Raw genomic sequence first — 25,170 nt, 5'->3', positions numbered from 1 at the left:
TCATGGCTATCTGGCTCACCAAGGACTCCAAGGTCATCGTCCAGGGCATGACCGGCTCGGAAGGCTCCAAGCACACCCGGCGCATGCTCGCCGCGGGCACGAACGTGGTCGGCGGCGTCAACCCGCGCAAGGCCGGCACGACCGTCGACTTCGACGGCACGGCGCTTCCGGTCTTCGCGAGCGTCAGCGAGGCGATCAAGGAGACCGGCGCCGACGTGTCGGTCATCTTCGTACCGCCGGCGTTCACCAAGGCCGCCGTCCTCGAGGCGATCGACGCCGAGATCCCGCTGGCCGTCGTCATCACCGAGGGCGTACCCGTGCAGGACTCGGCCAGCTTCTGGGCCTACAACGTGGACCGCGGTCAGAAGACCCGGATCATCGGCCCGAACTGCCCGGGCATCGCGTCGCCGGGGGCGAGCAACGCCGGCATCATCCCGGCCGACATCACCCCGGGCGGCCGCATCGGCCTGGTCAGCAAGAGCGGCACGCTGACCTACCAGCTGATGTACGAGCTGCGCGACTTCGGGTTCTCGACCGCGGTCGGCATCGGCGGCGACCCGATCATCGGCACCACCCACATCGACGCGCTCAAGGCGTTCCAGGACGACCCGGACACCGACGCCATCGTCATGATCGGTGAGATCGGCGGCGACGCCGAGGAGCGGGCCGCCGAGTTCATCAAGGCGAACGTGACCAAGCCGGTGGTCGGCTACATCGCCGGCTTCACCGCCCCGCCCGGCAAGACCATGGGGCACGCCGGCGCGATCATCTCCGGCTCCGCGGGCACCGCGGACGCCAAGAAGAGCGCGCTCGAGGCCGCGGGCGTCAAGGTCGGCAAGACGCCGAGCGAGACCGCCCGGCTCATGCGTGAGGTCATGAGCTGACCATGCACCACCGATCGGCGCGCCGTCGTCCGGGCCCTCCCGACCCGAACGGCGGCGCGCCGTCGTATCTGCATCGCTCACCCGGCTCCGGCGTGGAAAAGTAGTCGGCGATGCCGACCACACCCGACCGTCCCGATGACTCGGACGACCCCTTCGCGGTCGCCGAGGCGGCCGACGTCACCCACGAGACGGTGCCGGTCGGAGCCGCGCGCCCGACCGAGGGCATCGAGACGGTGCCGGGCGAGGCCGGTCGCCCGACCGAGGGCATCGACCGGCCGCCGGGCCGGGAGCAGCGCACGGTCCTGGTCGACGACAAGGTGCTGGCCGATCGCGAGACCGTTCGCCTGCCCCGTCAGCGCCGCTCGCCCGGAGGCCCCCGCAGCCGCGCCCCGCTGCCGGTGGCGGCCGCCTTCGCCACGCTCTGGGCGGCCCTGCTGTCCTATCTCCCGGTCGCCGTCGTCGTCGGGCTGGCCCGCACCCTGGAGGGCAGCGGTGGCCTGGCCGGCGCCGCGCACGCCGGGCTGGCCGGCTGGATGCTCGGCCACGGGGTTCCCATCGGCACCTCGATCGGTTCCCTCGGGCTCACCCCGCTGCTGCTGAGCATGCTGATCGTCTGGCGGCTCAACCGGGCCGGGCTGCACGTCACCCGGGCGGTCGGGGCCCGTCGGTCCTCCTCGACGGCCCGCGCGCTGTCGGTGGCGTTCGCGATAGCGCTGACCTATTCGCTGCTCGGCTCGGTCCTCGCGCTCGTGGTCGACGGCAAGGGCACCGAGGTCACCGCCGGCCGGGCCGCGCTCAACTTCTTCCTGCTCGGCCTGGCCGGGGCGCTGGCCGGCTCGCTGCGCGGCACCGACGCTCTCCGCGCCTGGGCCGGCCGCCTGCCCGGCCCGCTGCGGCACGGCCTGCGCACCGGCGTCGTGGCGGCGTTGCTGGTGCTCGCGGCCGGCGCCGCGGTCACCGGCCTGTCGGTGGCGCTCGGCGGGGGCCAGGCCGCCGACATGATCTCGGCCTACCGCACCGGCGTGGTCGGCCAGGCCGGCGTCACGCTGGTCAGTCTCGCGTACGGGGCGAACGGCTCGGTCTGGGCGGCGGCCTATCTGCTCGGTCCCGGGTTCGCGCTGGGCACCGGATCGGTCGTCCGGCTCGGCGAGGTGACCGCCGGCCCGCTGCCCAGCCTGCCGCTGCTGGCCGGCCTGCCGGACGGGCCGATGGGCGTGGCCGGCGCCCTGCTGCTGGCCCTGCCCGTGTTCGCCGGCCTGGCCGCGGGCTGGCTGCTGACCCTGCGCCTGGCCCGCGAGGCCCGCGAGGCCACCCGCGAGAAGGCCACCTCGGGGCCGCCCGAGCCGGCCTGGTCGCTCGTGCTCGGCGGTGGCCTGATCGCCGGCCCGGTGGCCGGCGTCGCGCTGGGCCTGATGGCCGGGTTCTCCGGCGGCCCGCTCGGCGACGGCCGGATGGCCACCATCGGTCCCGACCCGTGGCCGGTCGCCCTCGTAGCGACCGCGGTGCTCGGCGTCTCCGCGGCCGTCGGCGCCGCGGCGGCCCGGCGCTTCCGCTCCGCTTCCCGGGCATGAGAAAGGGACGCCCGCCGGGCGTCCCTTTCCCCGTTCCGGTCGGTCAGTTACCGGAGTTGTTCGTGATGTCTTCCCAGTTGATGTTCTGCCCGGCGGTGACGGCCCAGATCAGCAGACCGATGCCCAGCACCACCGCGACCGCGCCGCAGATGACGCCGGTCAGCGCCTGGCTGCGGTTGGTGGCCCGGCCGGTCTTGGCCTTCTGCAGGCCGAGGTAGCCGAGGACCGCGCCCGCGATGCCCAGCGGGATGCCGAGATAGAAGCAGCAGACCAGCGGGATCGCGACGATCCCGAGGATCATGCCGACCAGGCCCTGGGTGTTGTTGGGCGCGGCCGGCATTCCGGCCGGGTCGCCGCCCGGGGGGCCGTAGTAGGGGGGTGGGGTAGTCACGTGCTGTCCTCCCGTTGCATATGGCTGTTGACCAGTGAGAAATCCGAATATGTGAGGACCGGCAGCGTATCGGATGATCACTGTTTTCGCCGCCCTCGCGACCGACCCGTTGTCGGCCGCTCCGGCTTGCGGAGATAGGGTGCTCAGGTGACCGACCCCGCGCCCGCCCGCCTGGTCGTCCTCGTCTCCGGTTCGGGCAGCAACCTGCAGGCCCTCCTCGATGCCTCGGCCGATCCGGCCTATGGCGCCCAGGTCGTGGCCGTGGGCGCCGACCGCGAGGGCATCGCCGGTCTCGACCGGGCCGCCGCCGCCGGCGTGCCGACGTTCGTCGACCCGGTGAAGGCCTACGAGACCCGTGACGACTGGGATGCCGCCCTCGCCGCCCACGTGGCCGGGTTCAAGCCCGACCTGGTGGTCTCGGCCGGCTTCCTCAAGCTGGTCGGCCCGCATTTCCTGGCCGCGTTCGGCGACCGCTACATCAACACGCACAACGCGCTGCTGCCGGCCTTCCCCGGCATCCACGGCCCGCGTGACGCGCTCGCCTACGGCGTCAAGATCGCCGGGGCGACCCTCTTCTTCGTCGACGCCGGCGTCGACACCGGACCGATCATCGCTCAGGTCGCGGTCCCCGTGCTCGACGACGACACGGAGGAGACGCTGACCGAGCGGATCAAGGTGGCCGAGCGGGCCCAGCTGGTCGAGTGGGTCGGCCGCCTGGTGCGCGAGGGCTGGACCATCGAGAACAGGAAGGTACGTATTCCATGACGTCCCCGGACGAGGGCCGCCGCCCCATCAAGCGGGCGCTGCTGAGCGTGTACGACAAGACCGGCCTCGTCGAGCTCGCCCAGGCGCTCGCCGCCGCCGGGGTCGAGATCGTGTCGACCGGCTCCACCGCCTCCACGGTCGAGGCCGCCGGGGTGCCGGTCACCCGGGTCGAGCAGCTCACCGGCTTTTCCGAGACCCTCGACGGCCGGGTCAAGACCCTGCACCCGCGGGTTCACGCGGGACTGCTGGCCGACCTGCGGCTCGACAGCCACGCCGCCCAGCTCGCCGAGCTCGACATCCCGCCGTTCGACCTGCTGGTCAGCAACCTCTACCCGTTCACGCGGACGGTGGCCTCGGGCGCGAGCGTCGACGAGTGCGTCGAGCAGATCGACATCGGCGGCCCGGCGATGGTGCGCGCGGCCGCCAAGAACCACCCGTCCGTCGCCGTCGTGACCGTCACCGAGGCGTACCCGCTGGTGGTGCAGGCCCTGGCCGACGGGGGTTTCACGCTGACCCAGCGCAAGGCGCTGGCCGCCCGGGCCTTCGCCGACATCGCGGAGTACGACGTGGCGGTGGCCAACTGGACCGCCACGACGCTGTCGCCCAGCGAGTGGCCCGAGTTCACCGGGCTCGCCCTCAAAAAGGCCGACACCCTGCGGTACGGGGAAAACCCGCACCAGCAGGCCGCGCTCTACCTCGATCCCAACGCGCCCGCCGGGCTGGCCCAGGCCGAGCTGGTGCACGGCGGCGAGCTGTCGTTCAACAACTACGTCGACGCCGACGCGGCCTGGCGCAGCGCCAACGACTTCGACCAGCCCTGCGTGGCCATCATCAAGCACGCCAACCCGTGCGGCATCGCGGTCGGCGCCGATGTGGCCGAGGCCCACCGCAAGGCCAACGACTGTGACCCGGTCTCGGCCTTCGGCGGCGTCATCGCGGTCAACCGCGAGGTCACCGAGGCGATGGCCAAGCAGCTCGACGGCATCTTCACCGAGGTCATCGTCGCGCCGTCCTACGAGCTGGGCGCCCTCGACATCTTCCGGCTCAAGAAGAAGCTGCGCGTGCTGGTCGCCCCGGCCTGGGCCCCGGCGCCGGCCGAGATCAAGCAGATCGGCGGTGGCGTGCTGGTGCAGCTGGCCGACCGCATCGACGCGCCCGGCGACGACCCATCCACCTGGACCCTGGCGACCGGCGAGCCCGCCACCGCCGAGGAGCTGGCCGACCTGACGTTCGCCTGGCGCGCGATCCGCAGCGTCAAGAGCAACGCGATCCTGCTGGCCCGGGGCGGCGCGACCGTCGGCGTCGGCATGGGTCAGGTCAACCGGGTCGACTCGGCCCACCTCGCGGTCGACCGGGCCGGCGCCGAGCGGGCCAAGGGCAGCGTGGCCGCGTCCGACGCGTTCTTCCCGTTCCCCGACGGGCTCGAGGTGCTGATCGCGGCCGGCGTCAAGGCGGTCGTGCAGCCGGGCGGTTCGATCCGCGACGAAAAGGTGATCGAGGCAGCCGCGAAGGCGGGCATGACCGTCTATCTGACCGGCACCCGCCACTTCTACCACGGCTGATGTCGGACCTCGTCCAGGACACGACCTTTCGCGGCGAGGACTGGGCGCTGGAGGAGGTCACCGGTGTCCGGTACGAGGATTGCGCGTTCCACGACGTCGACTGGTCGGAGGCGCGGCTGACCGGCTGCGTCTTCACCAACTGCACCTTCGGCAACGTCCGGTTCAACGCGGCCGAGCTCGAGCGGGTGGCCGTGCTGCAGTCCACGCTGCAGCGCTGCTCGTTCTTCGACGCCCGGCTGACCGACTGCAAGCTGACCGGCAGCCAGTTCGTCGACTGTGGGCTGCGCCCGATCACCATCCAGGGCGGCGACTGGGGTTTCGTGTCGCTGCGCGGGCAGAACCTGACCGGCGCCGGGCTGGGTGGCCTGCGGCTGCGCGAGGCCGACCTGATGGGGGCCGACCTCACCCGGGCCGACCTGCGGGGCGCCGACCTGTCGAACGCCCGGCTGACCGACGTGAAGCTGAAGGGCGCCGACCTGCGCGGCGCCGACCTCGACGGGGTCGAGCTGCGCGGCGTCGATCTCAGTGGCGCCACGATCGACATCGGCCAGGCCGTACGGTTCGCCGCCGCGTACGGCGCAACCGTGCGCTAGGGAGCATCCTGGGGGAGGAGCGCCCGGCCGCCGCGCGTGGAGTGGCTTACTTCGCGTTGACCCGACCGGCCGGTAATACGCCGTTAACCGACTGATAGCGTCCGGAAAAACGTCCCGGAGACTGGGAGTGGATAGAGCTATGGGCAAGAAGGTAACCGTCGTAGGTGCCGGTTTCTACGGCTCGACGACCGCGCAGCGCCTGGCCGAGTACGACATCTTCGACACCGTCGTGCTCACCGACATCCTCGAGGGCAAGCCGGCCGGTCTGGCGCTCGACATGAACCAGTCCCGGCCGATCGAGGGCTTCGAGACCAAGGTCGTCGGTGCCACCACCGGCCCCAACGGCGAGGGCTACGAGGCCATCGAGGGCTCCGACGTGGTCGTCGTGACGGCCGGCCTGCCGCGCAAGCCGGGCATGAGCCGGATGGACCTGCTCGAGGTCAACGCCAAGATCGTGCGCCAGGTCGCCGAGAACATCGCCAAGTACGCCCCCAACGCCGTCGTCATCGTGGTCTCGAACCCGGTCGACGAGATGACCGCGCTGGCCCAGCTGGCCACCCAGTTCCCCAAGAACCGGGTGTTCGGTCAGGCCGGCGTGCTCGACACGGCCCGCTTCACCAACTCGATCGCCGAGACGCTGGCCGTGCCGGTCAAGAGCGTCAAGGCGCTGACCCTCGGCTCGCACGGCGACACGATGGTGCCGGTCCCGTCGCGCTGCACCGTCGACGGCAAGCCGCTGTCCGACCTGCTGCCGGCCGACAAGATCGAGGAGCTCGTCGTCCGTACCCGGAACGGCGGAGCCGAGGTGGTCGCGCTGCTCAAGACCGGTTCGGCGTACTACGCGCCGTCGGCCGCCGCGGCCCGCATGGCCAAGGCCGTGGTCGAGGACTCCGGCGAGGTCCTGCCGGTCTGCGCCTGGGTCGACGGCGAGTACGGCATCTCCGGCGTCTACCTGGGTGTCGAGGCCCAGATCGGCGCCGAGGGCATCAAGAAGGTCGTCGAGGACAAGCTCACCGACTCCGAGGTGGCCGGTCTCAAGGAGGCCGCCGAGGCCGTCCGGGCCAAGCAGGCGGACGTCGCCACCCTCTGATCCACGGTGTTCGTTGACAGAGGCCGGGACGGTGTCCCGGCCTCTTTCAGTTGTCCGGGGTCGTGATGACCAGCAGCGCGACGTCGTCCTCGCCGATGGTGGCCGCGGCGCTGCGGGCGAGGAGCGCGTCGGCCAGCTCACCGGGGTCCGTCCCGGCGTGCGTGGCCAGCGTCTCGTGCAGCCGGGCGACCCCCTCGTCGATGGTGGCCGAACGGGTCTCGATCAGCCCGTCCGTGTGCAGCACGAGCGTGCTGCCGGCCGGGAGGTGCCAGGTGTGGTTGCGGCGGGAGATGCGCCGTCCGGCCCCGAGCAGGGGATCGCGGCCGGTGAGCAACGTGACCTCGCCCCCGGTGACCAGCGACGGCGGTGGGTGGCCCGCGTTCGACCAGGTCAGGGTGTGTCCGCCGGTCGGCGCCGGATCGAGGTAGGCCAGCAGGACGGTGGCGATCCGGTCCAGGCCGAGGGTGCGCCCGGTGTGCTCGAGCCGGCGGAGCAGCGCCGAGGGCGGCTCGTGCCGGTCGATCAGCAGCGTGCGCAGCATCCCGCGGTACTCGCTCATCCCGGCCGCGGCGTCGATGCTGTGCCCCGCGACATCGCCGATCACGATGGCGAGCCGGCCGCCGTCGAGGCTGACCGCGTCGTACCAGTCGCCGCCCACGTGATCCTCGTGGTGCGCGGGCAGATAGCGCGCCGCCATCCGCAGATGCTCGTGCTGGGGCAGCGCGGTGAGCAGGGCCTTCTGCATGGTCGCGGCGGCGGTGCGGCGGTCCTCGAGCAGCTGGATCCGGGTCAGCGTCTGGGCCACGTAACCGGCGAGCGTGTCCAGTGTCGCCTGCTCGTCCTCGTCGACCGGGCGCGGCTGCTTCCAGACGAACGTGAGCGTGCCGACCGGGCCGTCGGGGCCGGGCAGCGGCAACGTCGTCGTGTACTGCCCGTCCTCGCCGACGTCCTCGCCGGCCGGAGACGGGCCGACCTCGCCGGCCGGAGACGGGCTGACCTCGCCGGCCGGAGACGGGCTGACCTCGCCGGCCGGAGACGGGCTGATCTCGCCGGTCAGGGACAGGCTGACGGAGGCCGGATCGAGCGTTTCGGTGACGAGAGCGCGGACGGTGTCGGTCACGTCGGCCGGCGTGATGGCGGCGCCCAGCGCCGTGCTGGCGGCCAGCAGCAGCCGGCTGCGGTCGAAGGCAGCCTCGGTACGGTCGTTCGAGATGCGCAGCCGCAGGCTGTCCGAGCAACTGGCGGCCAGCTCGGCCAGCAGGCGCAGCTCGGCGTCGGTCCAGTCCCGCGGCTCGTGGTCGATCGCGCACAGCGACCCGAGCACCTCACCGTTCGCGTCGGTCAGCGGCATCCCGGCATAACCCACCACGCCCAGGTCGTCGATGGCGAGGTTGTCGAGCACCCGCGGGTCGTTCCGGGCGTCGGTGACGATCAGCGGCTCGGCCGTGGCCACCACGTGCTGGCAGAACGAGTGCGACAGCGGTGTCTGGCGCCGGCCCAGCCAGGGCTCGCCCAGCCCGCAGGCGCCGGGGAAGTACTGCCGGTCGGAGCCGACCAGCGTCACGAGCGCCACCGGCACCCGCAGAACGGTGCGGACCATCTCGGCGAACCGGTCGAGGGCCGGGTCGGCGAGCGCGCCGAGCCTCGTCCGGAAGACGGCGTCGAGCCGGGCGGGACGAATCAGGGCACGGTGGGGCTGAGCACCCGTCGTTCCGTCCACAGCCCTCCTCGTCGCTTCCATCGCGGCACAAATGATGCCATCGCCGCGGCGGAGGTGACAGGGGCCGATCGCCCCTGTCCCTCGCGACTATCGGGTCGGCGGGACGACTCCCTGGTCATCCCGTACGTCGAAGGCGGGCTCGGCCGTCCGGCCGGTGGACCGGGGAGCCGGCGACACCGACACCTCGGCGATCCCCGGCCGGCCGGCCTCGACCGTGAACCGGGCCTCGGTGCGTACCGAGGCCGTCGGCGCCCACACCGTGTCGACCAGCCGCAGGCTGCTCACCATCTCCGTACGGGAGACGTCGCAGACCACGTATCCGCGCTGGTTGTCGATGTAGCGCCAATGCGGGCTCTCGGCCATGATCGGGTCGTAGGTGGCGTGGAACGACGCGGGGTTCGCGTTGCCGCCCGAGGTGATCGACGTGCCGGTGATCTCGGCCCCGACGATCGGGGTCGTCACGTCGTCGAAGTCCGGCCGCAGGTCGCTCACCCACGTGCAGTGCCGGTCACCGGTCAGCACCACCGGGTTGTCCACCCGGCCGCTGCCGAAGAACTCGAGCAGCCGCCGCCGCTGCGCCCGGTAGCCGTCCCAGTTGTCGAAGTCGAAGGTCTGCCCCGGTCCGGCCAGCCGGTCGTTCTGGGCCCACATCACCTGGTTGGCCAGCACGTTCCACTCGCTGCCGGAGCGCCGCAGCCCGTCGACCAGCCACTTCTCCTGCTCGGGGCCGGTCATCGTGAGCGCCGGGTTCTGCGCGTCGGCGAGCGTGGCCGGCTGGTCGCTGCGGTACTGCCGGGTGTCGAGCACGTGCACGCTGGCCAGCGAGCCGTACCGGAACCGCCGGTAGAGCTGCATGTCGAGCCGCCGGGGCAGCGACGACCGGCGCAGCGGCATGTGCTCGTAGTACGCCTGGAAGGCTGCGATCCGCCGGGCCCGGAACGCCTCGGGGGTCTGCGACTGCGGGTCCTGCGGGATCTCGTCGGCCCAGTTGTTGTCGACCTCGTGGTCGTCGAACGTGACGATCCACGGGAAGGCGGCGTGGGCGGCCTGCAGATCCGGGTCGGTCTTGTACTGCGCGTGCCGGTTGCGATACTGCGCGAGGGTGAACGGCTCGTCCGTACCCTCGTGCTGTCTCGCCGCGGCGGCATTGCGCGGGCCCTCGTAGATGTAGTCGCCCAGGAACGCCACGAAGGCGACGTCCTCGGCGGCCAGGTGCTGATAGGCGGTGTAGAAGCCGGCCTGATAGTCCTGACAGCTCGCGAACGCGAACCGCAGCGTGCGCGGGCGGGCGCTCACGGCCGGGGCGGTGCGGGTGCGGCCGGCCGGGGACACCTGGCCACCGGTGCGGAAGCGGTAGAAGTACACCCGGTCGGGTCGCAGCCCGCGCACGTCCACGTGCACCGAGTGGCCGAGCTCGGGCCGGGCCAGAGCGATTCCCGTACGCCGGCGGCGGGTGAAGCGGTCGTCCTCGGCGATCTCCCACTCGACGGGCACGTTGCGCGCGGGCATGCCCCCGCCGGTCAGCGGATCGGGGGCGAGGCGGGTCCAGAGCACCACCGCGTCGGGCAGCGGATCGCCGGATGCGACGCCCAGCCGGAACACGTCCGCGGGGACGGGCCGCGCGGACTGGGCATATCCCTGGTCGGGATGCAGGAGCATGGGGGAGGCCGCCACGGTGGCGCCACCGGCGAGAAGCGCGCGCCGGCTGATCTTCGTAGGCAGTGACATTGCTCGATGCCATCGGGTTTCGGTCACGCGGCGCCGACGAGGGGCCAAACTGGTGTTGGCGATCCGGCCAACACCGCGCCGGGGTCGCCCGGCGAACGTGGGCAGTCCTGCAGTACGCTCGTACTGCTAAGAATGGTTTTCGGGAGAGGAGCGCCGGCCGCATGGCGAAAATCAAGGTCACAAACCCGGTCGTGGAGCTCGACGGCGACGAGATGACCCGGATCATCTGGAAGCAGATCCGGGAGCAGCTGATCCTGCCCTATCTCGACGTGCCGCTCGAGTACTACGACCTGTCGATCCAGCACCGCGACGAGACCGACGACCAGGTGACGATCGACGCGGCCAACGCCATCAAGCAGCACGGCGTGGGCGTCAAGTGCGCGACCATCACCCCCGACGAGGCCCGCGTCGAGGAGTTCGGCCTGAAGAAGATGTGGCGGTCGCCCAACGGCACCATCCGCAACATCCTCGGCGGCGTCGTCTTCCGCGAGCCGATCATCATGCAGAACGTGCCCCGGCTCGTTCCCGGCTGGACCAAGCCGATCATCATCGGCCGGCACGCCCACGGCGACCAGTACAAGGCCACCGACTTCGTCGCGCCCAGCGCCGGCAAGTTCACGATGACCTTCACACCCGAGGACGGTTCGGAGCCGATCGAGTTCCACGTCGCCGACTTCCCGGCCGGCGGCGTCGGCATGGGCATGTACAACTACGACGACTCGATCCGCGACTTCGCGCGCGCCTCGTTCCGGTACGGCCTGGCCCGCAACTACCCGGTCTACCTGTCGACCAAGAACACGATCCTCAAGGCCTACGACGGCCGCTTCAAGGACCTGTTCGCCGAGGTCTTCGAGTCGGAGTTCGCCGAGAAGTTCAAGGAAGCCGGCATCACCTACGAGCACCGGCTGATCGACGACATGGTCGCGGCCGCGCTCAAGTGGGAGGGCGGCTACGTCTGGGCCTGCAAGAACTACGACGGTGACGTGCAGTCCGACACCGTGGCCCAGGGCTTCGGCTCGCTCGGCCTGATGACCTCGGTGCTGCTGACCCCGGACGGCAGGACCGTCGAGGCCGAGGCCGCGCACGGCACGGTCACCCGGCACTACCGGCAGTGGCAGAAGGGCGAGAAGACGTCGACCAACCCGATCGCGTCGATCTTCGCCTGGACCGGTGGCCTCAAGCACCGCGGTGTCCTCGACGGCACCCCCGCGGTGACCGAGTTCGCCGAGACGCTCGAGAAGGTCTGCGTCGAGACCGTCGAGGGCGGCCAGATGACCAAGGACCTCGCGCTGCTGATCTCGCGGGACGCGCCGTGGCTCTCCACCGACGAGTTCATGAGCGCGCTCGACGAGAACCTGGCCCGCAAGCTCGCCTGAGTTCAGCTGAGTCCGAAAAGGCCGCCGGTCCCTTGACCGGCGGCCTTTTTCACGCTCACAAGCATGCATGTAATCGCATGTTTAAGTCCGTAACCTCTGGAGATGGAGGTCGTTTCTCACGGCAGAACGGACGACGGTCACGGCTTCGACAGGTCGCTCACCGGTCCGGCTGCCTTGTCCCGGGCGCCGACCGGTTCTCTCGATCGCTGTGGCCGGCGCAGGCCCTCCGCCTGCTGTCCCTTCCCCTTACGGGGGGCCCTGTCCCGGGTCCCCCGTTCTCCTTTGTGCGGCGCGGCGGTCTCAGGCGGTGACCACGACGAGGTCGCGGACCGTCTCGGCCAGCAGGGTGCGGGCCGGCTCGTCCAGCCCGTCGTCGGTGATCAGCACGTCCGCGCGGTCGAGGGGAACGATCGAGGAGATGCCCACGGTGCCCCACTTGGTGTGGTCGGCCAGCACGACGAGTCGTTCGGCCGCCTCGACGAGAGCCCGGTTGACGTCGGCCTCCATCAGGTTGGGCGTCGTGTAGCCGGCCCGCTCACTCATGCCGTGCACTCCCAGGAACAGCATGTCGAGGTGCAGCGTGCCGATGGCGGCGACGGCCACCGGGCCGACGAGCGCGTCCGAGGGGGTCCGGGTGCCGCCGGTCAGCACCACGGTCTGATCGGGGCGCCCGGCACGGTAGAAGATGTCGGCGACCGGGATCGAGTTGGTCACCACGGTCAGTGAGGGCACGTCGACCAGCCGCTGAGCCAGGCCGGCGGTGGTCGTGCCGGCGGACAGCGCGATCGCGTCGCCGGGCGAGACGAGGGCCGCGGCGTGCATGGCCATGGCCGCCTTCTCGTCGCGCTGGCGCACGCTCTTGGCGGCGAAGCCGGGCTCGTGCGCCGAACCCGGGCTCACCGTGGTCGCGCCGCCGTGTACCTTCGCCAGCAGGCCCCGGTCGGCCAGGGACTCGAGGTCACGCCGGATGGTCATGTCGGACACGCCGTACTCCGACGCGAGCTCACTGACCCGGACGCCCCCGGCGGCTCGGACACGGTCGAGGATCGCGGCCTGTCGCTGCTGGGCCAGCATCAGCGGACCGCCGCCGGGAACCGCACTAATTCGAACACGCCCGAACAGTACCTTGTGATTGGGTGTGACCGAAAGAGCGAAGTCAGATACCTCTCCCGCGCTTGTGGAGTGCTGAGAGAACGTTCTCAACCTTCACTGCTCCGGTCATCGCCGCAAGGGCGATCGCGGTGCGCGGTTCCTTCCAATTGGCCCGGACCGCCTCCTTGCTGAACTGCCACGCCTGACTGCGGTTGCCGGTGGCGGCCGACCAGCAGGCCAGCTGCCCGTAGACGCGGGCCGCGCCCGGCCGGCAGCCGCTGATCTCGGGGTGCCGTTGCATCATCCAGCGCAGCGAACTGATCTTCGTGGCGTACTCGTAGGCGTAGTGCGAGGTGCGCCCCCAGAGCACCCGGACCAGCGGCTCGTCCAGGTGCACGATCGGCGCCCGGCGGGCGGCCCGCAGCAGCAGGTCCCAGTCCTCGTTCTGGCTGCCCGGCGCGTCCTCGGCGACCAGGCCGATCGCGTCGTCGGCGAACGCCGCCCGGCGGATCAGGAACGACGACGAGTGCAGCATCGCCATCCGCGAGCGGGCCAGGTCGTCGACGGTGACCCGGGGCAGCCCGGCCAGCCGCGGGGTGCATCTTCCGTCGTACTCGACCTCGATCGCACACGTCGCGAACTCGGCGTCCGGCTCGGCCATCAGCGCCGCGACCTGCCGGCGGAGCTTGTCGGGCTGCCACTGGTCGTCGTCGTCGCAGAACGCCACGAACTCCGTGTCCAGGGCCAGGATGCCGGTGTTGCGCGCGCCGGCCAGGCCCGACGTGCGCCAGTTGGTGAGGACGAGCACCTGGACGCCGTCGGTGGAGGCCAGCAGGTAGTCGGGCTCGGTCTGGTCGTACACGACAAGGACCTTGACCTCGCCCGGATAGCGCTGGTCGCGGACGGCGCCGATCGCCTTGCGGACGAGCTCGGGACGGTTGCGGGTGGGGATCACGACGCCGACGGACGGCCAGTTCATCGACTCTCCTCTGATGGCGATGACGAGACGGACAGCGGATATCCGTAGGCCCGCAACATGGGGGCGCACACGGTGCCGACCAGGCGCCTCTGGCTGCCGGGCAGCGAGCGCTTCCAGGCGTCGTCGCGGCGCAGCGGCAGCCGCCCGACCGTGAAGCGCATCGGGTTGCCGGCGGCGCTGTGCCCGACCCGCAGGTCGGCGTAGCCGTCGCCCAGAAAGGACAGATCCTCGGGCCGGAGCCGCAGCCCGGCGAAGTCGCCGATCGACAGCAACTGGGTCCGCGGGTCGGCCAGGAACTCCTCGTAGCGCAGCCGGTGGACGGCCACGCCGCGCTTGGCCAGCAGCCCGAAAGCGGCGTTGTGAGCGTTCCACAGGAGCGCCGAGCGGCCGGGGGAGTAGCGGGTCATCTCCTCGGCGCCGTCGGTCTCGGGCCGGGCGACCTTCTTGGTCCACGAATACGCCACCCCGCGGGCGTCGCGCACCACGTGCACCACGCGGAGGTCGATGTCGGGCGCCCAGCGCAGCACGTGCGCGAGCGCGGAGTGCTTGGACGAGTCGACGACCACCCGCGCGCCGGCGATCTCGGCCGCGGCGGTGTAGACGCGGGCGTAGAAGTGCGCGTATTCGTACACCTCGTCGGGCGCCTCGACCGCGGTCGCGAGGCGGGGGATGTGCCGGGTGCGCTCGACGGCGTCGCGCAGCTCGTGCACGCGGTCGACGTCGACGTTGTCCCAGCCGCCGAAGGCGTACTGGCCGACCCGGTGCCAGAACGTGCAGGCCGAGAAGCGGGCGCCGCAGCCGCAACGCTCGTCGTCGAGGATGTCGCGCTGCCACAGGTGGACGATCTCGCCGAGCGTGCACACCCCGGGCAGTTCGCCTAGCAGGCGTTCGACGAGCGTTGTCCCGCTTCGTCCTAATCCACCCAGAAATAGCACTCGTGCCACTTTGGCCCACCTTCGCTCGTTTCGCTCGTATAACGAGCCAACAACCGTGAAGGAGGCGTGCGTGTCAGTCGAGGCTTTCGATCGAGTCCAGCTCGACGGGACGGGGATCGACCGGATCACCGAAGCCGAGGTCGTGGCCGTCGTACGGGACGCGCTGGCCCACGGCCGCGGCGGCCGGATCCTGACCCCGAACATCGACATCCTGCGCCGCGCCCAGCGCGACGACGAGTGCCGCCGGCACCTGGCCGACGCCGACCTGATCGTCGCCGACGGCATGCCCCTGGTGTGGGCGAGCAGGCTGAGCGGATCGCCGCTGCCCGAGCGGGTGGCCGGCAGCAGCCTGATCCGAACGCTGTCGGCCGGCCTGGGCCTGGACCGCCGCTCGATCTTCGTGCTCGGCGGCACCCCCGCCACCGACGACTCCACACCGGACGGCGCCGCCCGCGCGGCCGCCCGGCTTCTCGAATCCAGCCCCGGCCTGCGCCTGGCCGGAACCTCGTGCCCGCCGTTCGGCTTCGACCAGGACCCGCCGACGTACGCCGACGTCTGCGCGAAGGTGATCGACGCCCGCCCCGACCTGGTCTTCGTGGGCCTGGGCTACCCCAAGCAGGAGCGCGTGATCACGCGGCTACGGGCCGGGCTCCCGCAGTCCTGGTTCCTGGGCTGCGGCGCCGCGGTCAACTTCGTCGCCGGCGACATCGAGCGGGCCCCACGCTGGATGCAGCGCACCGGCCTCGAGTGGGCGCACCGCCTCGGCACCGAGCCGCGCCGCCTGGCCGGCCGCTACCTGCGCCACGACGCCCCGTACGCCCTGCGCCTGCTGGCCCAGGCCCCCACCCAGCGCGCCCGAGCCCGCTGAGCCCCGGCGTCACTTGGCGAACGCCTCCGGCGTGGCCGGCGGACGCTCCTGGAGGAGCCCGGCGTCGGCCTGGGCGATGCTCTCGAGGAGGCGGCGCGCGTCGGCTGGGGAGCCCATGACGTGCAAGGTTTCCTTCATCGCGTTCCACTCGTCGAGGGAGACCATGACGACGGCCTTTCCGCCGCCGCGCGGAATGACGCATTCCTCGGCGTCGTCGATGACCGCGTCGACTACTGCCGCGAAGTTCTTGCGAACATCGGAAATGGTGTAGACCTTCATGGTTCGCTCCGCGGAGGTTGTACGTCTGAAAGTACGTGCGATTGTACATCTGAGCGGGGATGGTAGCCGTGGTGGTTACCGTGGAGGGCTATGGACACTCATCGCGCGGCTCTGGAACGGCTGCGGGACGAGGCGGAGCTGGAGATCGCCACGCTCGACGCCGACCTGCTTGGCCTGTTCGAGGCGTCGCGGGCCGACAACGCCGACGACGAGCACGACCCCGAGGGTGCGACGATCGCGTACGAGCGGGCCCAGCTGACTGCCGTGCTCACCGCCGCGCGCGCTCAGCTGGCGGCTGTTCACGAGGCCCTGTCGCGCCTGGACGCCGGCTCCTACGGCCGCTGTGAGGCCTGCGGCGAGGCCATCGCCCCCGGACGCCTCGAGATCCGTCCTTTCGCCACCCGGTGTGTGGCCTGTGCCCGGGCAGCCGGTGGCTAGCAAGACGTACGTACGGTTTAATAGGGCCCATGTTCGAACGCCTGCATCACGTCCAGGTTCTCTGTCCGCGCGGCGGTGAGGAGGCGGCCCGGGCCTTCTACGGCGGGGTCCTCGGGATGACCGAGCTGGCCAAACCGCCGGTCCTGGCCGGCCGCGGGGGCTGCTGGTTCCGCTCCGGCGGCTGGGAGGTGCACGTCAGCCCGGTCGCGGAGTTCGCGCCGCAGAGCCGGGCCCACCCGGGCGTGCTCGTCGACGACCTCGACGCCCTGGCCCGGCGGCTGGAGACCGTCGGCCGCCCGGTGCAGTGGGATCCCCACTTCCCGGGCCACCGGCGGTTCTACTCGCAGGACGACCACGGCAACCGGCTCGAGTTCCTGGAGCCGGTCAGGGATTGAAGTACGGGTCCTTGACCATCGACTCGAACTCGCGGAAGGCCGGTGGGTCGCCGGTCAGCTGGAACTGCTTCTTCGGGCCGTTCCCCTCCGGGTTCGACTCGAAGTAGGCGATCGCCTTGATTTGCGGGTTCACCTTGAACGTGCGCCGGGCGTCCTTGAGCCACGCGGCCCGCCCGGCCGAGCCCCACGCCTTCGCCACCCCGAACTCGCCGATCACGATCGGTTTGGGTCGCTGCGCCGCCCACGTCAGGAACGGGCCCATCAGGGTGCCGATGGGCTCGAAGCGCTCGCCCGCGTAGACGTCCACGCACGTCCAGTCGACCTGGTCGTCGCCCGGGTAGAAGCCCGGCGCGTCGCCGCGGATGAACCCCTCGGCGGTCGGGCACCACACCCACGAGACGTTCTTCGCGCGTTCCTCACGGAAGATCTCGCGTACGTACTTCCAGGCCGCGATGTAGTCGGCGCCCGACCACATCGTCGCGCGCAGGTTGGGGCGGTCCATCTCCCAGCGCATCCGCAGCAGCACCGGCGTCCGGAGCTTGCGGACGGCCCGGGCCTGCTTGCGGATCAGATCGTCGTGCTCGCCGTCCAGGATGGACCGGTTGTCGCCGGTCGCCCAGCTCACCATCAGCGTCGCGCCGCGGGCCAGGAACTCCTTGTCCGACGGGGTGCCGACCATCTGCTCGAAGCGCCGGTACGTGTTCACGATGGTCAGCCGCCGGCCCAGATCGGCCTGCAGGCTGTCGACCGCGGCGAGCCGGCCCACGTGGGTCAGCTGGTCCGGCTTGATCCACGCGCCGAACAACGCACCGTTCTTGGGCGCCTTGATCGGGCCGGACCGGAACGGCCCCTTGTTCACGGCCACCGCTCCCGGCGCCCGGTTCAGGTCGGGTGCGGGCGGGGGCGCCGGTTTCTCGTCCTTTCCGAACGAGCAGCCGGCCAGCAGCAGGAGGGCGGCGACGATCAACGCCGCTGGCCGCTTACGCGTGGACACGACGTGCGGTGTAGAGAACGTTGACGGCGTACGCGTCGCTGCCCGGCAGCCGGCGCATGGCGGCGTCGGCGGCCCGGGCCACCGGGTTGCCGTGCAGCGACGGGGTGATCATCGAGAAGCCGCGCCGCTCGACGATCACGAAGCCGTGCCGGTCGAGCAGCGAGGCGACCTCGGCGTGGGAGAGCTCGGCGAACCAGCGTTCGCCCTTGTGACGGCGGGCCCGCAGGTGCCGCACCGAGCCGGCGTTGCCGTGGTTCTCGACGACCAGGATGCCCGAGTCGGCGGTGGGCAGCGCGCGGGCCGCGAACGCCAGCGCCCGGTCGCGGACGGTCTCGTCCACGTTGAGCAGCAGCCGGAACATCGTCACGATGGCCGGGAAGCCGGCCGGCTCCGGGTGCGGCACCGGTCCGTCGGCCGCCACCTGGTGCCAGTTCGCGCGCGAGCCGACCTCGGCCGCCTTGGCCATCATCTCGGCCGACGTGTCGTAGCCGTGCGCCTCGCGCACCAGCCCGTGCAGCGTGCGGATGGCCCGCCCGGTGCCGCACGCGAAGTCGTGCTGCACCGGCGCCAGCGGCCCGAACTCGCGCCGCACCAGCGTGCGCAGGTAGTCCTGCTGGCGTTCGTTGATCTGCGAGGCGTAGCTGTCCGGCGCGTACGTGATGTTCTCGTACTTCTCGACGGCATTGCTGTCCTGGAACACCTTGGTGTAGTCGGTGGTCAACTCGTCCTCCTCTTCGGTTTGAACGCGCCCAGAGCGAGCGGAACGCGCAACAGCCAGGCGCCGGCCAGGAACGCGGGCACGGCGGCGAGCATGGCGAGGGTCCGGCCGGTGGGGCCGTCCCCGACCGTCGCGGTGACGGTCCAGGGCAGGACGCCGAAACAGGCGACCGACAGTCCGGCGGCGGCCCGCGTGCCCCGGCCGAACGGGTGCAGGCCGACCGACCGGCCGACCTGGATCAGCGGCAGCAGGTTGTTGGCGACCATCGCGCAGGCCAGACCGATCGCGGCGCCCAGGGCGCCGTACCGGGGGATGAGCAGCACGTCGAGGGTCACCGTGACGGCCAGCGCGACCAGCACGTTGGCGAGGTTCCAGGAGGTACGCCCGGCCATCGCCAGCACCATGTCGACCATGCCGCAGCCGGTGGCGACCAGCATCGCGACGGCCAGCACGGTCACCACCAGCGAGCCCTCGGCCGCGTAGCGGGGGCCGAACAGCCGCAGCCACACCGGCGCGAAGAAGATCACCAGCAGGTTGACCGGCCAGGTCACCAGCACGAGCCAGCCGGTGGCCGTGCGGTAGAGGTGGTTCGCGGTGGCCCGGTCGCCGACCGCGAGCGCCTCGGCCAGCCGCGGCTGCACCGACTGCGAGATCCCCTGGTTGGCGAACTGGATGAGCACGACGAACCGGCCCGCGACGGCGTAGACGGCGGCCGGGGCCAGACCGCCCAGCGCGGCCACCAGCAGCACGTCGATGCGCTGCAGGGCGAGCTGGGCCACGCTGGCCAGCGCGCGGGGCCCGGTGAACCGCCAGAACTCGCGCCGCAGCCCGCGGCGCTCGGCCCGTGAGGTGGTCACCCCCGGCGGCCGGCCGGCGCGGTGGACCTTGCGCAGCGCGTACGCCGCGAGCACCGTCACCGGCAGGTAGGGCGCGGCCCAGGCCAGCGCGAACGCCGGCAGCGACCCGGCGGTCCACAGTGTCGCGACGCCGGCCGCCCCGACCAGCACCAGTTGCAGCACGCTGCGCAGGATCCGGTCGAGCAGCACGGTCGGACGCATCGCCCGGTATCCGCGGGTGGCCGTGAGCAGCGCGTCGGTCAGCGCCTGCAACGGCAGGAACGCCGCCAGCACCCGCAGCCCCGCGGTGTGCGCGTCGATCACGTGGGCCGTCTCGCGCGCGGTGACGTGGGCGATGGCCGGTGCGGCGAGCCACATCGCGACGGCCAGCACGATCGACAGCACGACGACCGGGACGAGCCCGGCGCGCAGGCAGGCGCCCAGCAGGTGCTCCCGCCCGGTGGCGCGCAGCCGGGCCGGCCAGTAGACGAGCCCGGTCTGGGTGCCCAGCTTGGCCAGCCCGCCGACGAGCACGAAGGCGGCGGTGGCGGCGAAGAAGGCGCCGGCCTGCTCGGCGCCCAGCGAGCGGGCCACCACCCAGGTGACGACCACGCCGGTGCCGCCGGCCAGGGCCGAGCCGGCCATGTTGGCCAGCCCGCCCCGGGCGACTCCCCGGGTGACCGGTGCCGGCTTGTCTAGGACCGCCATACCGGCATGCGCCCCAGCCAGGGCGCGAGGGCCTCGTCGTGCGGCAGGTAGTGGTCGGTGAGCTCGCGGCGCAGGGCCGGGTCCATGTCGCTCTGGCGCGGGCGGGCGTTGTGCCGCTCGAAGGCCGGCCGTTCCAGATAGCTGGGAAGGCCGAGGAACTCGCACACCTCGTCGTAGACCGGCTCGGGCTCGGCGAAGAAGCGCTCGCTCTCGACCACGTGGATGCGCTCGCGGCCGACGTGCTGGGCCATCACGCTGAGGTAGCGGGCGTACTCGCCGCGCGCGCGGTAGGCGTGGTGCTGGTGGCTGAAGCTGTAGTACTCCGGGTCCTCGGCCAGCCGCTCCTCCTGCTTGTGCAGGCGGGCCGGCTCCAAAGCCAGCGCGGCCCCGAAATCACGCTCGGTCTCGAAGCCGCGGGCGATCTCGTGGTGGTGCTGCGAGTAGGCCCGTTCGACCGGGTCGCGCACGAGCACGACGAGCCGGGCGTGCGGCAGGTCCCGGGCGATCCGGGCGGCCGCCTGCGGGTGGTACATGTAGTACGGGCTCGACTCGAACGTCTGGGGCGTCACCCCGTACCGCTCGCCGATCTTCTCGGCGCTGCGCAGCATCGGGAAGTGGCCCTTGTACCAGGACATGCCCCGCCCGTAGGACGTGTCGAAGTAGTGCACACCCTTGTGCAGCACGGCCTTGAGCACGACCGGGTGCCCGGCCAGCGCGCGGTACAGCGACGTGGTGCCGCAGCGCTGCCCGCCGCAGATCAGGAAGGTCGGCGTCATCCGGCCCGGCGCGGTGAGCCGGCCCAGGGAGCGCGAACCCAGGTGCACGACGCGTTTCATCGGCGCCGGCAGATTGCGTACGTCCATGGTTGGTCTCCTCAGAGCTCCTCGACCCGCCGGATCAGCACCGGCAGCAGCCAGGTGCCGAGCACACCCAGGCGGGCGCCGGCCTCGGCCTGGCGGTCGGTCAGGTATCGGGTGGCCAGGTCGACCAGGTAGAGCAGGGCGGTCGCCTCGCGGCCGGCCACCGGTACGCCGAACGGCGCCAGCAACTCGGCCGCCTCCCGCACGGTCGCCTCGACCGCGTCCTTGGCATCCGGGGTCGCCTGGATGCGCTTCTGCAGTTCGTGGTGGACGGCGTCGAAGCCGAGCGGCACGCCGGTCGCGAAGCGCTCCCAGTCCCACACGAGCAGGGCGTCGGCCAGGTTCGCCATGTTCCAGGGAGCCCAGTCGCCGTGCCACGCGCCGTACCGGAAGACGGTGTCGCCGGCCCGCCGCACGAGAAGCTCGGCCGCGGCGGCGAGGCTCACGCCTTCCGGCCGGTCGCTCACCGCGGCGAGCCGTTCGCGCAGCTCGGCCCAGTACGAGCTGGCGGCCAGCGCCCCGGTGCGGAAGCCACAACAGCCGGCGACGTCGAGCATCGCCGCGACCAGCCGGCGCCGGCTCAGCGGCGCCCGGGGCAGCCACACCGGCAGCGACGACTGCACCAGCACCTCGAGCCCGCGCCACCGGCCCGAGTGCAGCACGCGGGGGACGGTCAGCTTGGTCAGGCCGCTGCCGGCCAGCGAGGCCAGCGCGGCCGTCTCGGCCCGCACGAGCTGCTGGGTGAGCGGCCCGGTGCCGAGCTTGCCGAAGCCGAACGTGTCGCCGTCCGGCCCGATCAGCTGCAGCACCGGCTTGCGGTTGGCCCGCGCCGGACCGATGTGGACGCTCACCGACAACTCGCGGCCGAGCGCCTCGCTCAGATACCCGTCGATGCTGTGCGCGAACGGCCCGGTGACCCGGACCCGGTCGCGCAGCAGCACGCCGGAGGCGCCGGTCCGCACCGCGGCGACGACGGCCTCGCGCTTGAGCCGGGCCACGCGCGACTGCGGCTCGGCATACCGCCGGACGGCGGCGGCGGCCACCCGGCGCGAGGTCGAGGGCACCAGCAGCCGGGGCCGGCGGGCGTCCGGCACCACCAGATATTCGGCGATCGGCGTGCCGGGCGAGCCGTCGGTGCGGCACGGCGGCGGGTAGAGGAGGTCCAGCACCTCGGTCAGGTACCGCGTGCGCAGCTCGGCGTCCTTCGCGGTCAGCTCGGCGGGCGCGGTCTTCACCGGGCTCATGTCGTTTCCCCCTCGGATGAGTTGCGCCAGAGCAGCGCAAACGCCAGAACCATGAAGGCCAGCGGGGTGACCAGCGAGTTGTACCAGAGCATGGCGGAGAACGACGTGACGATCGCGCCGCCGCCCGCCACCCCGATGGCGCTGCGATCGCGCCGGAACCGCCACAGCCCGTACGCGAAGAAGCCCAGATAGCCGGCCGTGCCCACCGCGCCGTGCGCGAACAGCAGCTGCCACAGCTGGCCGTTGCCGCCCACGGTGAAGTTGCCGCAGCGCTCGCAGCCGGCGCTCTCGCCGACCGTGATCGAGTTCCGGCCACCGAGGGTGTTGCGCGTGCCGCCGTAGCCGATCACCGGCGATCCCTGGAAGCCGTCCAGGGCCCGCTCGATGAGGAAGGAACGCACGCCGTTGGACTTGCCGTTGTCGAGCCGGGCGCCGACCACGTCGCCGAGCGGCGTGGCGACCAGCGAGATCGCCAGCAGCCCGCCGGCCACCGCGACGGCGCCGAGGATCCACAGCCGGCCGGCGAGGACGTAGCGGACGGCGACGTAGACGACGAGCACACCGACGCCGATCCACAGTCCGCGGTTGAGTGACACGACCGCGGGCACGACCGAGACGATCAGGCAGACGGTGGCCCAGAACCGGGCCTTGCCCCCGCCGTACTGCCAGGCGGCGACCACCAGCCAGCCGGCCAGCAGGCAGAAGTTGTTGCCCCAGGTGTTCGTGTAGCCCCAGGGCGCGGCCGGCCGAGGCTGGTTGTCGCCGACGATGTCCATGATCTGAGCCGCGTACGGGTGTACCAGCGACTGCACGAAGCCCTTGTTGCGCACGCTGCCCGGCAACAGCCACTCGACCGGCGAGATGAACTCGAAGGTCCCGGCCACCAGGCCCAGCAGGCCGCCGAGCACGGTGACCACGAACAGCCAGCCGAGCAGCTTGACCAGGCGGCGCTTGGGCAGCTCGGCCTCGGTCAGGTTGCCGGCATAGACCAGCAGCACGGTCAGGGCGACATACATCAGCGCCTTGTAACCGGCCGGGAGCAGCCGGCCGGTGGCGTGCCCGGCCACCGTTCCGGCCGGGTCGGCGCCGAGCGCGCCGATGCTGACCACGACGGCGACCAGGAAGAGCACCCACCACCCGAAGCCGGGCGGGAGCCGCACCGGCCGGCCGGCGGCCCGCTTGCGGATCAGCAGGAACAGCATCGGCACGGCCATCAGCGCGAAGATCAGCACGCCGAGCCCGAGGGCCCACCAGATCGGATAGAACGCCAGGATGCTCGCCACCGGCCATGCCGGCAACGCCGTGTTGCGCGCGACGTGGGCCCGGCCGCCGGCGGCGGCCGGGACCTGGAGCACGGTCACTGCTTGTCGCCGTCCTGAGTCTGGGAGCTGTCGCTGAGGTCCAGGCCGGACATGTCGATCACCGCGGTGATCTCCTCGGTGCTGTCCGCGGCCCGCTGACGCAGCTGCTGCTGGGTGGCGGTCCGCTCGGCGCTGGAGACGGTGTTGGTCGGGAAGCGCTTGGGCTGCATCAGTTCCCGGTCGAGCACCGCGGTCTCGTCCGGCCGGGGCCCGGGCGACGGCTTCGACGGCGGGCTGAGCGTGACGGCCGGGCCCATCGGCTCGGCCGAGCGCAGGTTCGACAAGCGGGGCAGCACGACCGCGCCCAGCAGCGGGGTGCCCACGCGGCGCAGCTGCTCGGCCGCGTCGAGCAGGGCCGGGCGGCGGGCCCGGCGCAGCTCGACCGCGAGGATCGCGGCGTCGGCCAGGCTGGCCAGGCTCTGCGCGTCGGCGCTGCTGGCCGTGGACGGCGCCTCGATCACGACGTACCCACCCTGCCGGCGCAGCGCCTCGAGGGTGTCCCGCAGGCGCTGCGACTGCATCAGCCCGGCGGCGGTGGCGGCACCGCCGGTGGTGATGACCCGCAGCGACGGGATGCGCGGGGTGCGCTGCAGGGCCCGGGCCAGGCCGACGCGACCCGCGAGCAGGTCGGACAGGCCGGGCACGGCCGACACCCCGAGCATGCGGGCGAGCGGGGCGGCGTCCACCACGCTGTCCGGCAGGTGCGCGCCGATCAGCACGACCTCGCTCCCGGTACGGGCCAGCGCGGCGGCCAGGTTGGCGGCGACCAGCGTGCTGGCCGAGCCGCGGCTGGCCCCGGTGACCACGATGACCTGATCACCCTGGGGCAGCGTGGCGAGCACCTCGTTGCGCAGCCGGTTGAAGACCCGGCCGCCGGCGCCGTAGGGCTGCAGCACGTCGTCGAAGTGCGGTGTGGTGCGCTCGTCGAGGGCGGCCAGCACGTGCATGCGCCCCCGGTCGCGCACGTCGGCGGCGGAGCGCAGGCGGCGGTCGTACCGCTCCCGCAGGAACGCCAGGCCGAGCCCGAGCAGCAGGCCGATCATGCCGCCGGTGGCCAGGTTGATCATGGGGTTGGGGCTGACCGGCGTGTCGGGCAGGCGGGCGTCGCTGATGATGCTGCCCGCGCCGATCGTGGTCGTGGTCAGCTCGTTCAGCTTGCCGGTCATGCCGTTGAGCTGGTTCTGCGAGTTCTGCCGCAGGCTGAGCAGGTTGCTCTCGTCGGAGCTGCCCCGGGCGGCCCGGGAGAGCCGGGCGTTGATCCCGCCGAGCGTGGTGGTGAGCTGCCGGATCTTCGCCGACAGCGTCTTGATCTGCTGGTTCAGGCCGTTCTGGGCGGTCTCCTCGCGGTTGCGCAGGTACGCCTCGGCGAACGCGTGCGAGCCGGCCTGGGCCTCCTCGGGCTTACCGGCCTGGAAGGTCACCATCAGCACGGTGGTGTTGGCCGGCACCTCGACCGACACGTCGCGGGCCAGCTCGACCGGCGAACGGGGGCTGCGCAGCAGCGCGGCGGCCTTGGCGGCGACCGCACCCGAGCCGACCAGCTGGGCCTCGGTGTCGAGGTTGACCATGCCCTTGGTCCGGCCGCCCTGGGCGTTGGTGTCCTGGTCGACGGCCTGCACGAGCACGGCGGTCGAGGATTGGTAGACCTTGGGCATCGCCGAGGTCAGCCCGGCGCCCGCGCCCAGCCCGGCACCCGTCGCGAGCAGCGCGATCCACCAGTGCCGGCGGAACACGCCGAGATAGTGCGAGACGTCGGCAGGGCGAGACGCTTCCATCGGTAGGC

The 25,170-nt window shown here is 71.9% G+C and carries 24 protein-coding genes; 10 read left to right on the top strand and 14 right to left on the bottom strand.

The annotated features are described in order from the left end of the window. Positions 1–2 precede the first annotated feature (2 nt). Complete coding sequence (gene sucD / locus HJC40_RS13005; protein WP_250001205.1) at positions 3–884, top strand: succinate--CoA ligase subunit alpha; 882 nt, start codon at positions 3–5, stop codon at positions 882–884. A gap of 110 nt (positions 885–994) precedes the next feature. Further along, complete coding sequence (locus HJC40_RS13000) at positions 995–2,455, top strand: DUF6350 family protein (RefSeq protein ID WP_250001203.1); 1,461 nt, start codon at positions 995–997, stop codon at positions 2,453–2,455. 43 nt (positions 2,456–2,498) lie between these two features. On the opposite strand, the gene HJC40_RS12995 is transcribed toward HJC40_RS13000, so the two are convergent. Further along, positions 2,499–2,846, bottom strand: a complete 348-nt coding sequence (locus HJC40_RS12995; protein ID WP_250001202.1) for a DUF4190 domain-containing protein — start codon at positions 2,844–2,846, stop codon at positions 2,499–2,501. A 147-nt stretch (positions 2,847–2,993) separates the two neighbouring features. Between HJC40_RS12995 and purN the strand changes: the two genes are divergently transcribed. The 4 genes from purN (at position 2,994) to mdh (ending at position 6,856) form a co-directional block, all read left to right on the top strand. Beyond that, complete coding sequence (gene purN, locus HJC40_RS12990; protein WP_250001201.1) at positions 2,994–3,611, top strand: phosphoribosylglycinamide formyltransferase; 618 nt, start codon at positions 2,994–2,996, stop codon at positions 3,609–3,611. After that, complete coding sequence (purH, locus tag HJC40_RS12985; RefSeq protein ID WP_250001200.1) at positions 3,608–5,173, top strand: bifunctional phosphoribosylaminoimidazolecarboxamide formyltransferase/IMP cyclohydrolase; 1,566 nt, start codon at positions 3,608–3,610, stop codon at positions 5,171–5,173. The genes purN and purH overlap by 4 nt, the downstream gene beginning before the upstream one ends. After that, the gene (locus HJC40_RS12980; protein ID WP_250001198.1) at positions 5,173–5,766 is read left to right on the top strand and encodes a pentapeptide repeat-containing protein; all 594 of its coding nucleotides are present in this window, start codon (positions 5,173–5,175) and stop codon (positions 5,764–5,766) included. The genes purH and HJC40_RS12980 overlap by 1 nt, the downstream gene beginning before the upstream one ends. Positions 5,767–5,905: 139 nt before the next feature. Further along, a complete protein-coding gene (mdh, locus tag HJC40_RS12975; protein ID WP_250001196.1) occupies positions 5,906–6,856 on the top strand; it encodes a malate dehydrogenase in 951 nt (316 codons plus the stop codon). A gap of 46 nt (positions 6,857–6,902) precedes the next feature. Here mdh and HJC40_RS12970 read toward each other — a convergent pair whose 3' ends face one another. Both HJC40_RS12970 and HJC40_RS12965 read right to left on the bottom strand, forming a co-directional pair. Beyond that, positions 6,903–8,576, bottom strand: coding sequence for a SpoIIE family protein phosphatase (locus HJC40_RS12970; RefSeq protein WP_250001194.1), 1,674 nt, complete (start codon positions 8,574–8,576; stop codon positions 6,903–6,905). 87 nt (positions 8,577–8,663) lie between these two features. After that, positions 8,664–10,304: an alkaline phosphatase gene (locus HJC40_RS12965; protein WP_250001192.1), complete on the bottom strand. Its 1,641-nt coding sequence runs from the start codon at positions 10,302–10,304 to the stop codon at positions 8,664–8,666. Between the two features lie 161 nt (positions 10,305–10,465). On the opposite strand from HJC40_RS12965, the gene HJC40_RS12960 reads away from it, so the two are divergent. Continuing rightward, the gene (locus HJC40_RS12960; protein ID WP_250001190.1) at positions 10,466–11,680 is read left to right on the top strand and encodes an NADP-dependent isocitrate dehydrogenase; all 1,215 of its coding nucleotides are present in this window, start codon (positions 10,466–10,468) and stop codon (positions 11,678–11,680) included. Positions 11,681–11,980: 300 nt separating this feature from the next. Here HJC40_RS12960 and HJC40_RS12955 read toward each other — a convergent pair whose 3' ends face one another. The 3 genes from HJC40_RS12955 to HJC40_RS12945 form a co-directional block, all read right to left on the bottom strand. Continuing rightward, entirely contained in the window at positions 11,981–12,754 is a 774-nt protein-coding gene (locus HJC40_RS12955; RefSeq protein WP_250001188.1) for a DeoR/GlpR family DNA-binding transcription regulator, read from the bottom strand. Between the two features lie 82 nt (positions 12,755–12,836). Beyond that, positions 12,837–13,751, bottom strand: coding sequence for a glycosyltransferase family A protein (locus HJC40_RS12950; RefSeq protein ID WP_250001187.1), 915 nt, complete (start codon positions 13,749–13,751; stop codon positions 12,837–12,839). Next, positions 13,748–14,695, bottom strand: a complete 948-nt coding sequence (locus HJC40_RS12945) for a sulfotransferase (RefSeq protein ID WP_250001185.1) — start codon at positions 14,693–14,695, stop codon at positions 13,748–13,750. The genes HJC40_RS12950 and HJC40_RS12945 overlap by 4 nt, the downstream gene beginning before the upstream one ends. Before the next feature lie 61 nt (positions 14,696–14,756). On the opposite strand from HJC40_RS12945, the gene HJC40_RS12940 reads away from it, so the two are divergent. Next, positions 14,757–15,554, top strand: a complete 798-nt coding sequence (locus tag HJC40_RS12940; protein WP_250001183.1) for a WecB/TagA/CpsF family glycosyltransferase — start codon at positions 14,757–14,759, stop codon at positions 15,552–15,554. A 9-nt stretch (positions 15,555–15,563) separates the two neighbouring features. Here HJC40_RS12940 and HJC40_RS12935 read toward each other — a convergent pair whose 3' ends face one another. After that, positions 15,564–15,833 (bottom strand): type II toxin-antitoxin system Phd/YefM family antitoxin, encoded by a 270-nt coding sequence (locus tag HJC40_RS12935; RefSeq protein WP_250001181.1) that lies wholly within the window; start codon positions 15,831–15,833, stop codon positions 15,564–15,566. 90 nt (positions 15,834–15,923) lie between these two features. Between HJC40_RS12935 and HJC40_RS12930 the strand changes: the two genes are divergently transcribed. Continuing rightward, positions 15,924–16,271 (top strand): TraR/DksA C4-type zinc finger protein, encoded by a 348-nt coding sequence (locus HJC40_RS12930; protein WP_250001179.1) that lies wholly within the window; start codon positions 15,924–15,926, stop codon positions 16,269–16,271. A gap of 29 nt (positions 16,272–16,300) precedes the next feature. Continuing rightward, positions 16,301–16,666: a VOC family protein gene (locus HJC40_RS12925; RefSeq protein WP_250001178.1), complete on the top strand. Its 366-nt coding sequence runs from the start codon at positions 16,301–16,303 to the stop codon at positions 16,664–16,666. On the opposite strand, the gene HJC40_RS12920 is transcribed toward HJC40_RS12925, so the two are convergent. Genes HJC40_RS12920 through HJC40_RS12890 form a run of 7 tightly spaced genes read right to left on the bottom strand, consistent with a single transcriptional unit; the run spans position 16,656 to position 25,162 of the window. Next, the gene (locus HJC40_RS12920; RefSeq protein WP_250001176.1) at positions 16,656–17,660 is read right to left on the bottom strand and encodes a glycosyl hydrolase; all 1,005 of its coding nucleotides are present in this window, start codon (positions 17,658–17,660) and stop codon (positions 16,656–16,658) included. The genes HJC40_RS12925 and HJC40_RS12920 overlap by 11 nt on opposite strands. Beyond that, positions 17,647–18,381 carry a methyltransferase domain-containing protein gene (locus HJC40_RS12915; RefSeq protein ID WP_250001174.1) on the bottom strand — a complete coding sequence of 245 codons (735 nt, stop codon included), beginning with the start codon at positions 18,379–18,381 and terminating at the stop codon, positions 17,647–17,649. Before HJC40_RS12915 ends, HJC40_RS12920 begins: the two co-directional genes overlap by 14 nt. Further along, a complete protein-coding gene (locus HJC40_RS12910; RefSeq protein ID WP_250001173.1) occupies positions 18,378–19,922 on the bottom strand; it encodes an MATE family efflux transporter in 1,545 nt (514 codons plus the stop codon). The genes HJC40_RS12915 and HJC40_RS12910 overlap by 4 nt, the downstream gene beginning before the upstream one ends. Beyond that, positions 19,910–20,785 (bottom strand): sulfotransferase, encoded by an 876-nt coding sequence (locus HJC40_RS12905; protein ID WP_250001172.1) that lies wholly within the window; start codon positions 20,783–20,785, stop codon positions 19,910–19,912. Before HJC40_RS12905 ends, HJC40_RS12910 begins: the two co-directional genes overlap by 13 nt. 11 nt (positions 20,786–20,796) lie before the next feature. Then, complete coding sequence (locus HJC40_RS12900; protein WP_250001171.1) at positions 20,797–22,026, bottom strand: hypothetical protein; 1,230 nt, start codon at positions 22,024–22,026, stop codon at positions 20,797–20,799. After that, positions 22,023–23,381 carry a hypothetical protein gene (locus tag HJC40_RS12895; RefSeq protein ID WP_250001169.1) on the bottom strand — a complete coding sequence of 453 codons (1,359 nt, stop codon included), beginning with the start codon at positions 23,379–23,381 and terminating at the stop codon, positions 22,023–22,025. Before HJC40_RS12895 ends, HJC40_RS12900 begins: the two co-directional genes overlap by 4 nt. Positions 23,382–23,383: 2 nt before the next feature. Continuing rightward, on the bottom strand, positions 23,384–25,162 hold the full coding sequence (locus tag HJC40_RS12890; RefSeq protein ID WP_250001168.1) for a Wzz/FepE/Etk N-terminal domain-containing protein: 1,779 nt from the start codon (positions 25,160–25,162) through the stop codon (positions 23,384–23,386). Positions 25,163–25,170: the final 8 nt, after the last annotated feature.

It is taken from the genome of Actinoplanes sp. M2I2, from assembly GCF_023544445.1.
GTDB lineage: Bacteria > Actinomycetota > Actinomycetes > Mycobacteriales > Micromonosporaceae > Actinoplanes.
This window is presented reverse-complemented; position numbering and strand designations above follow the sequence as displayed.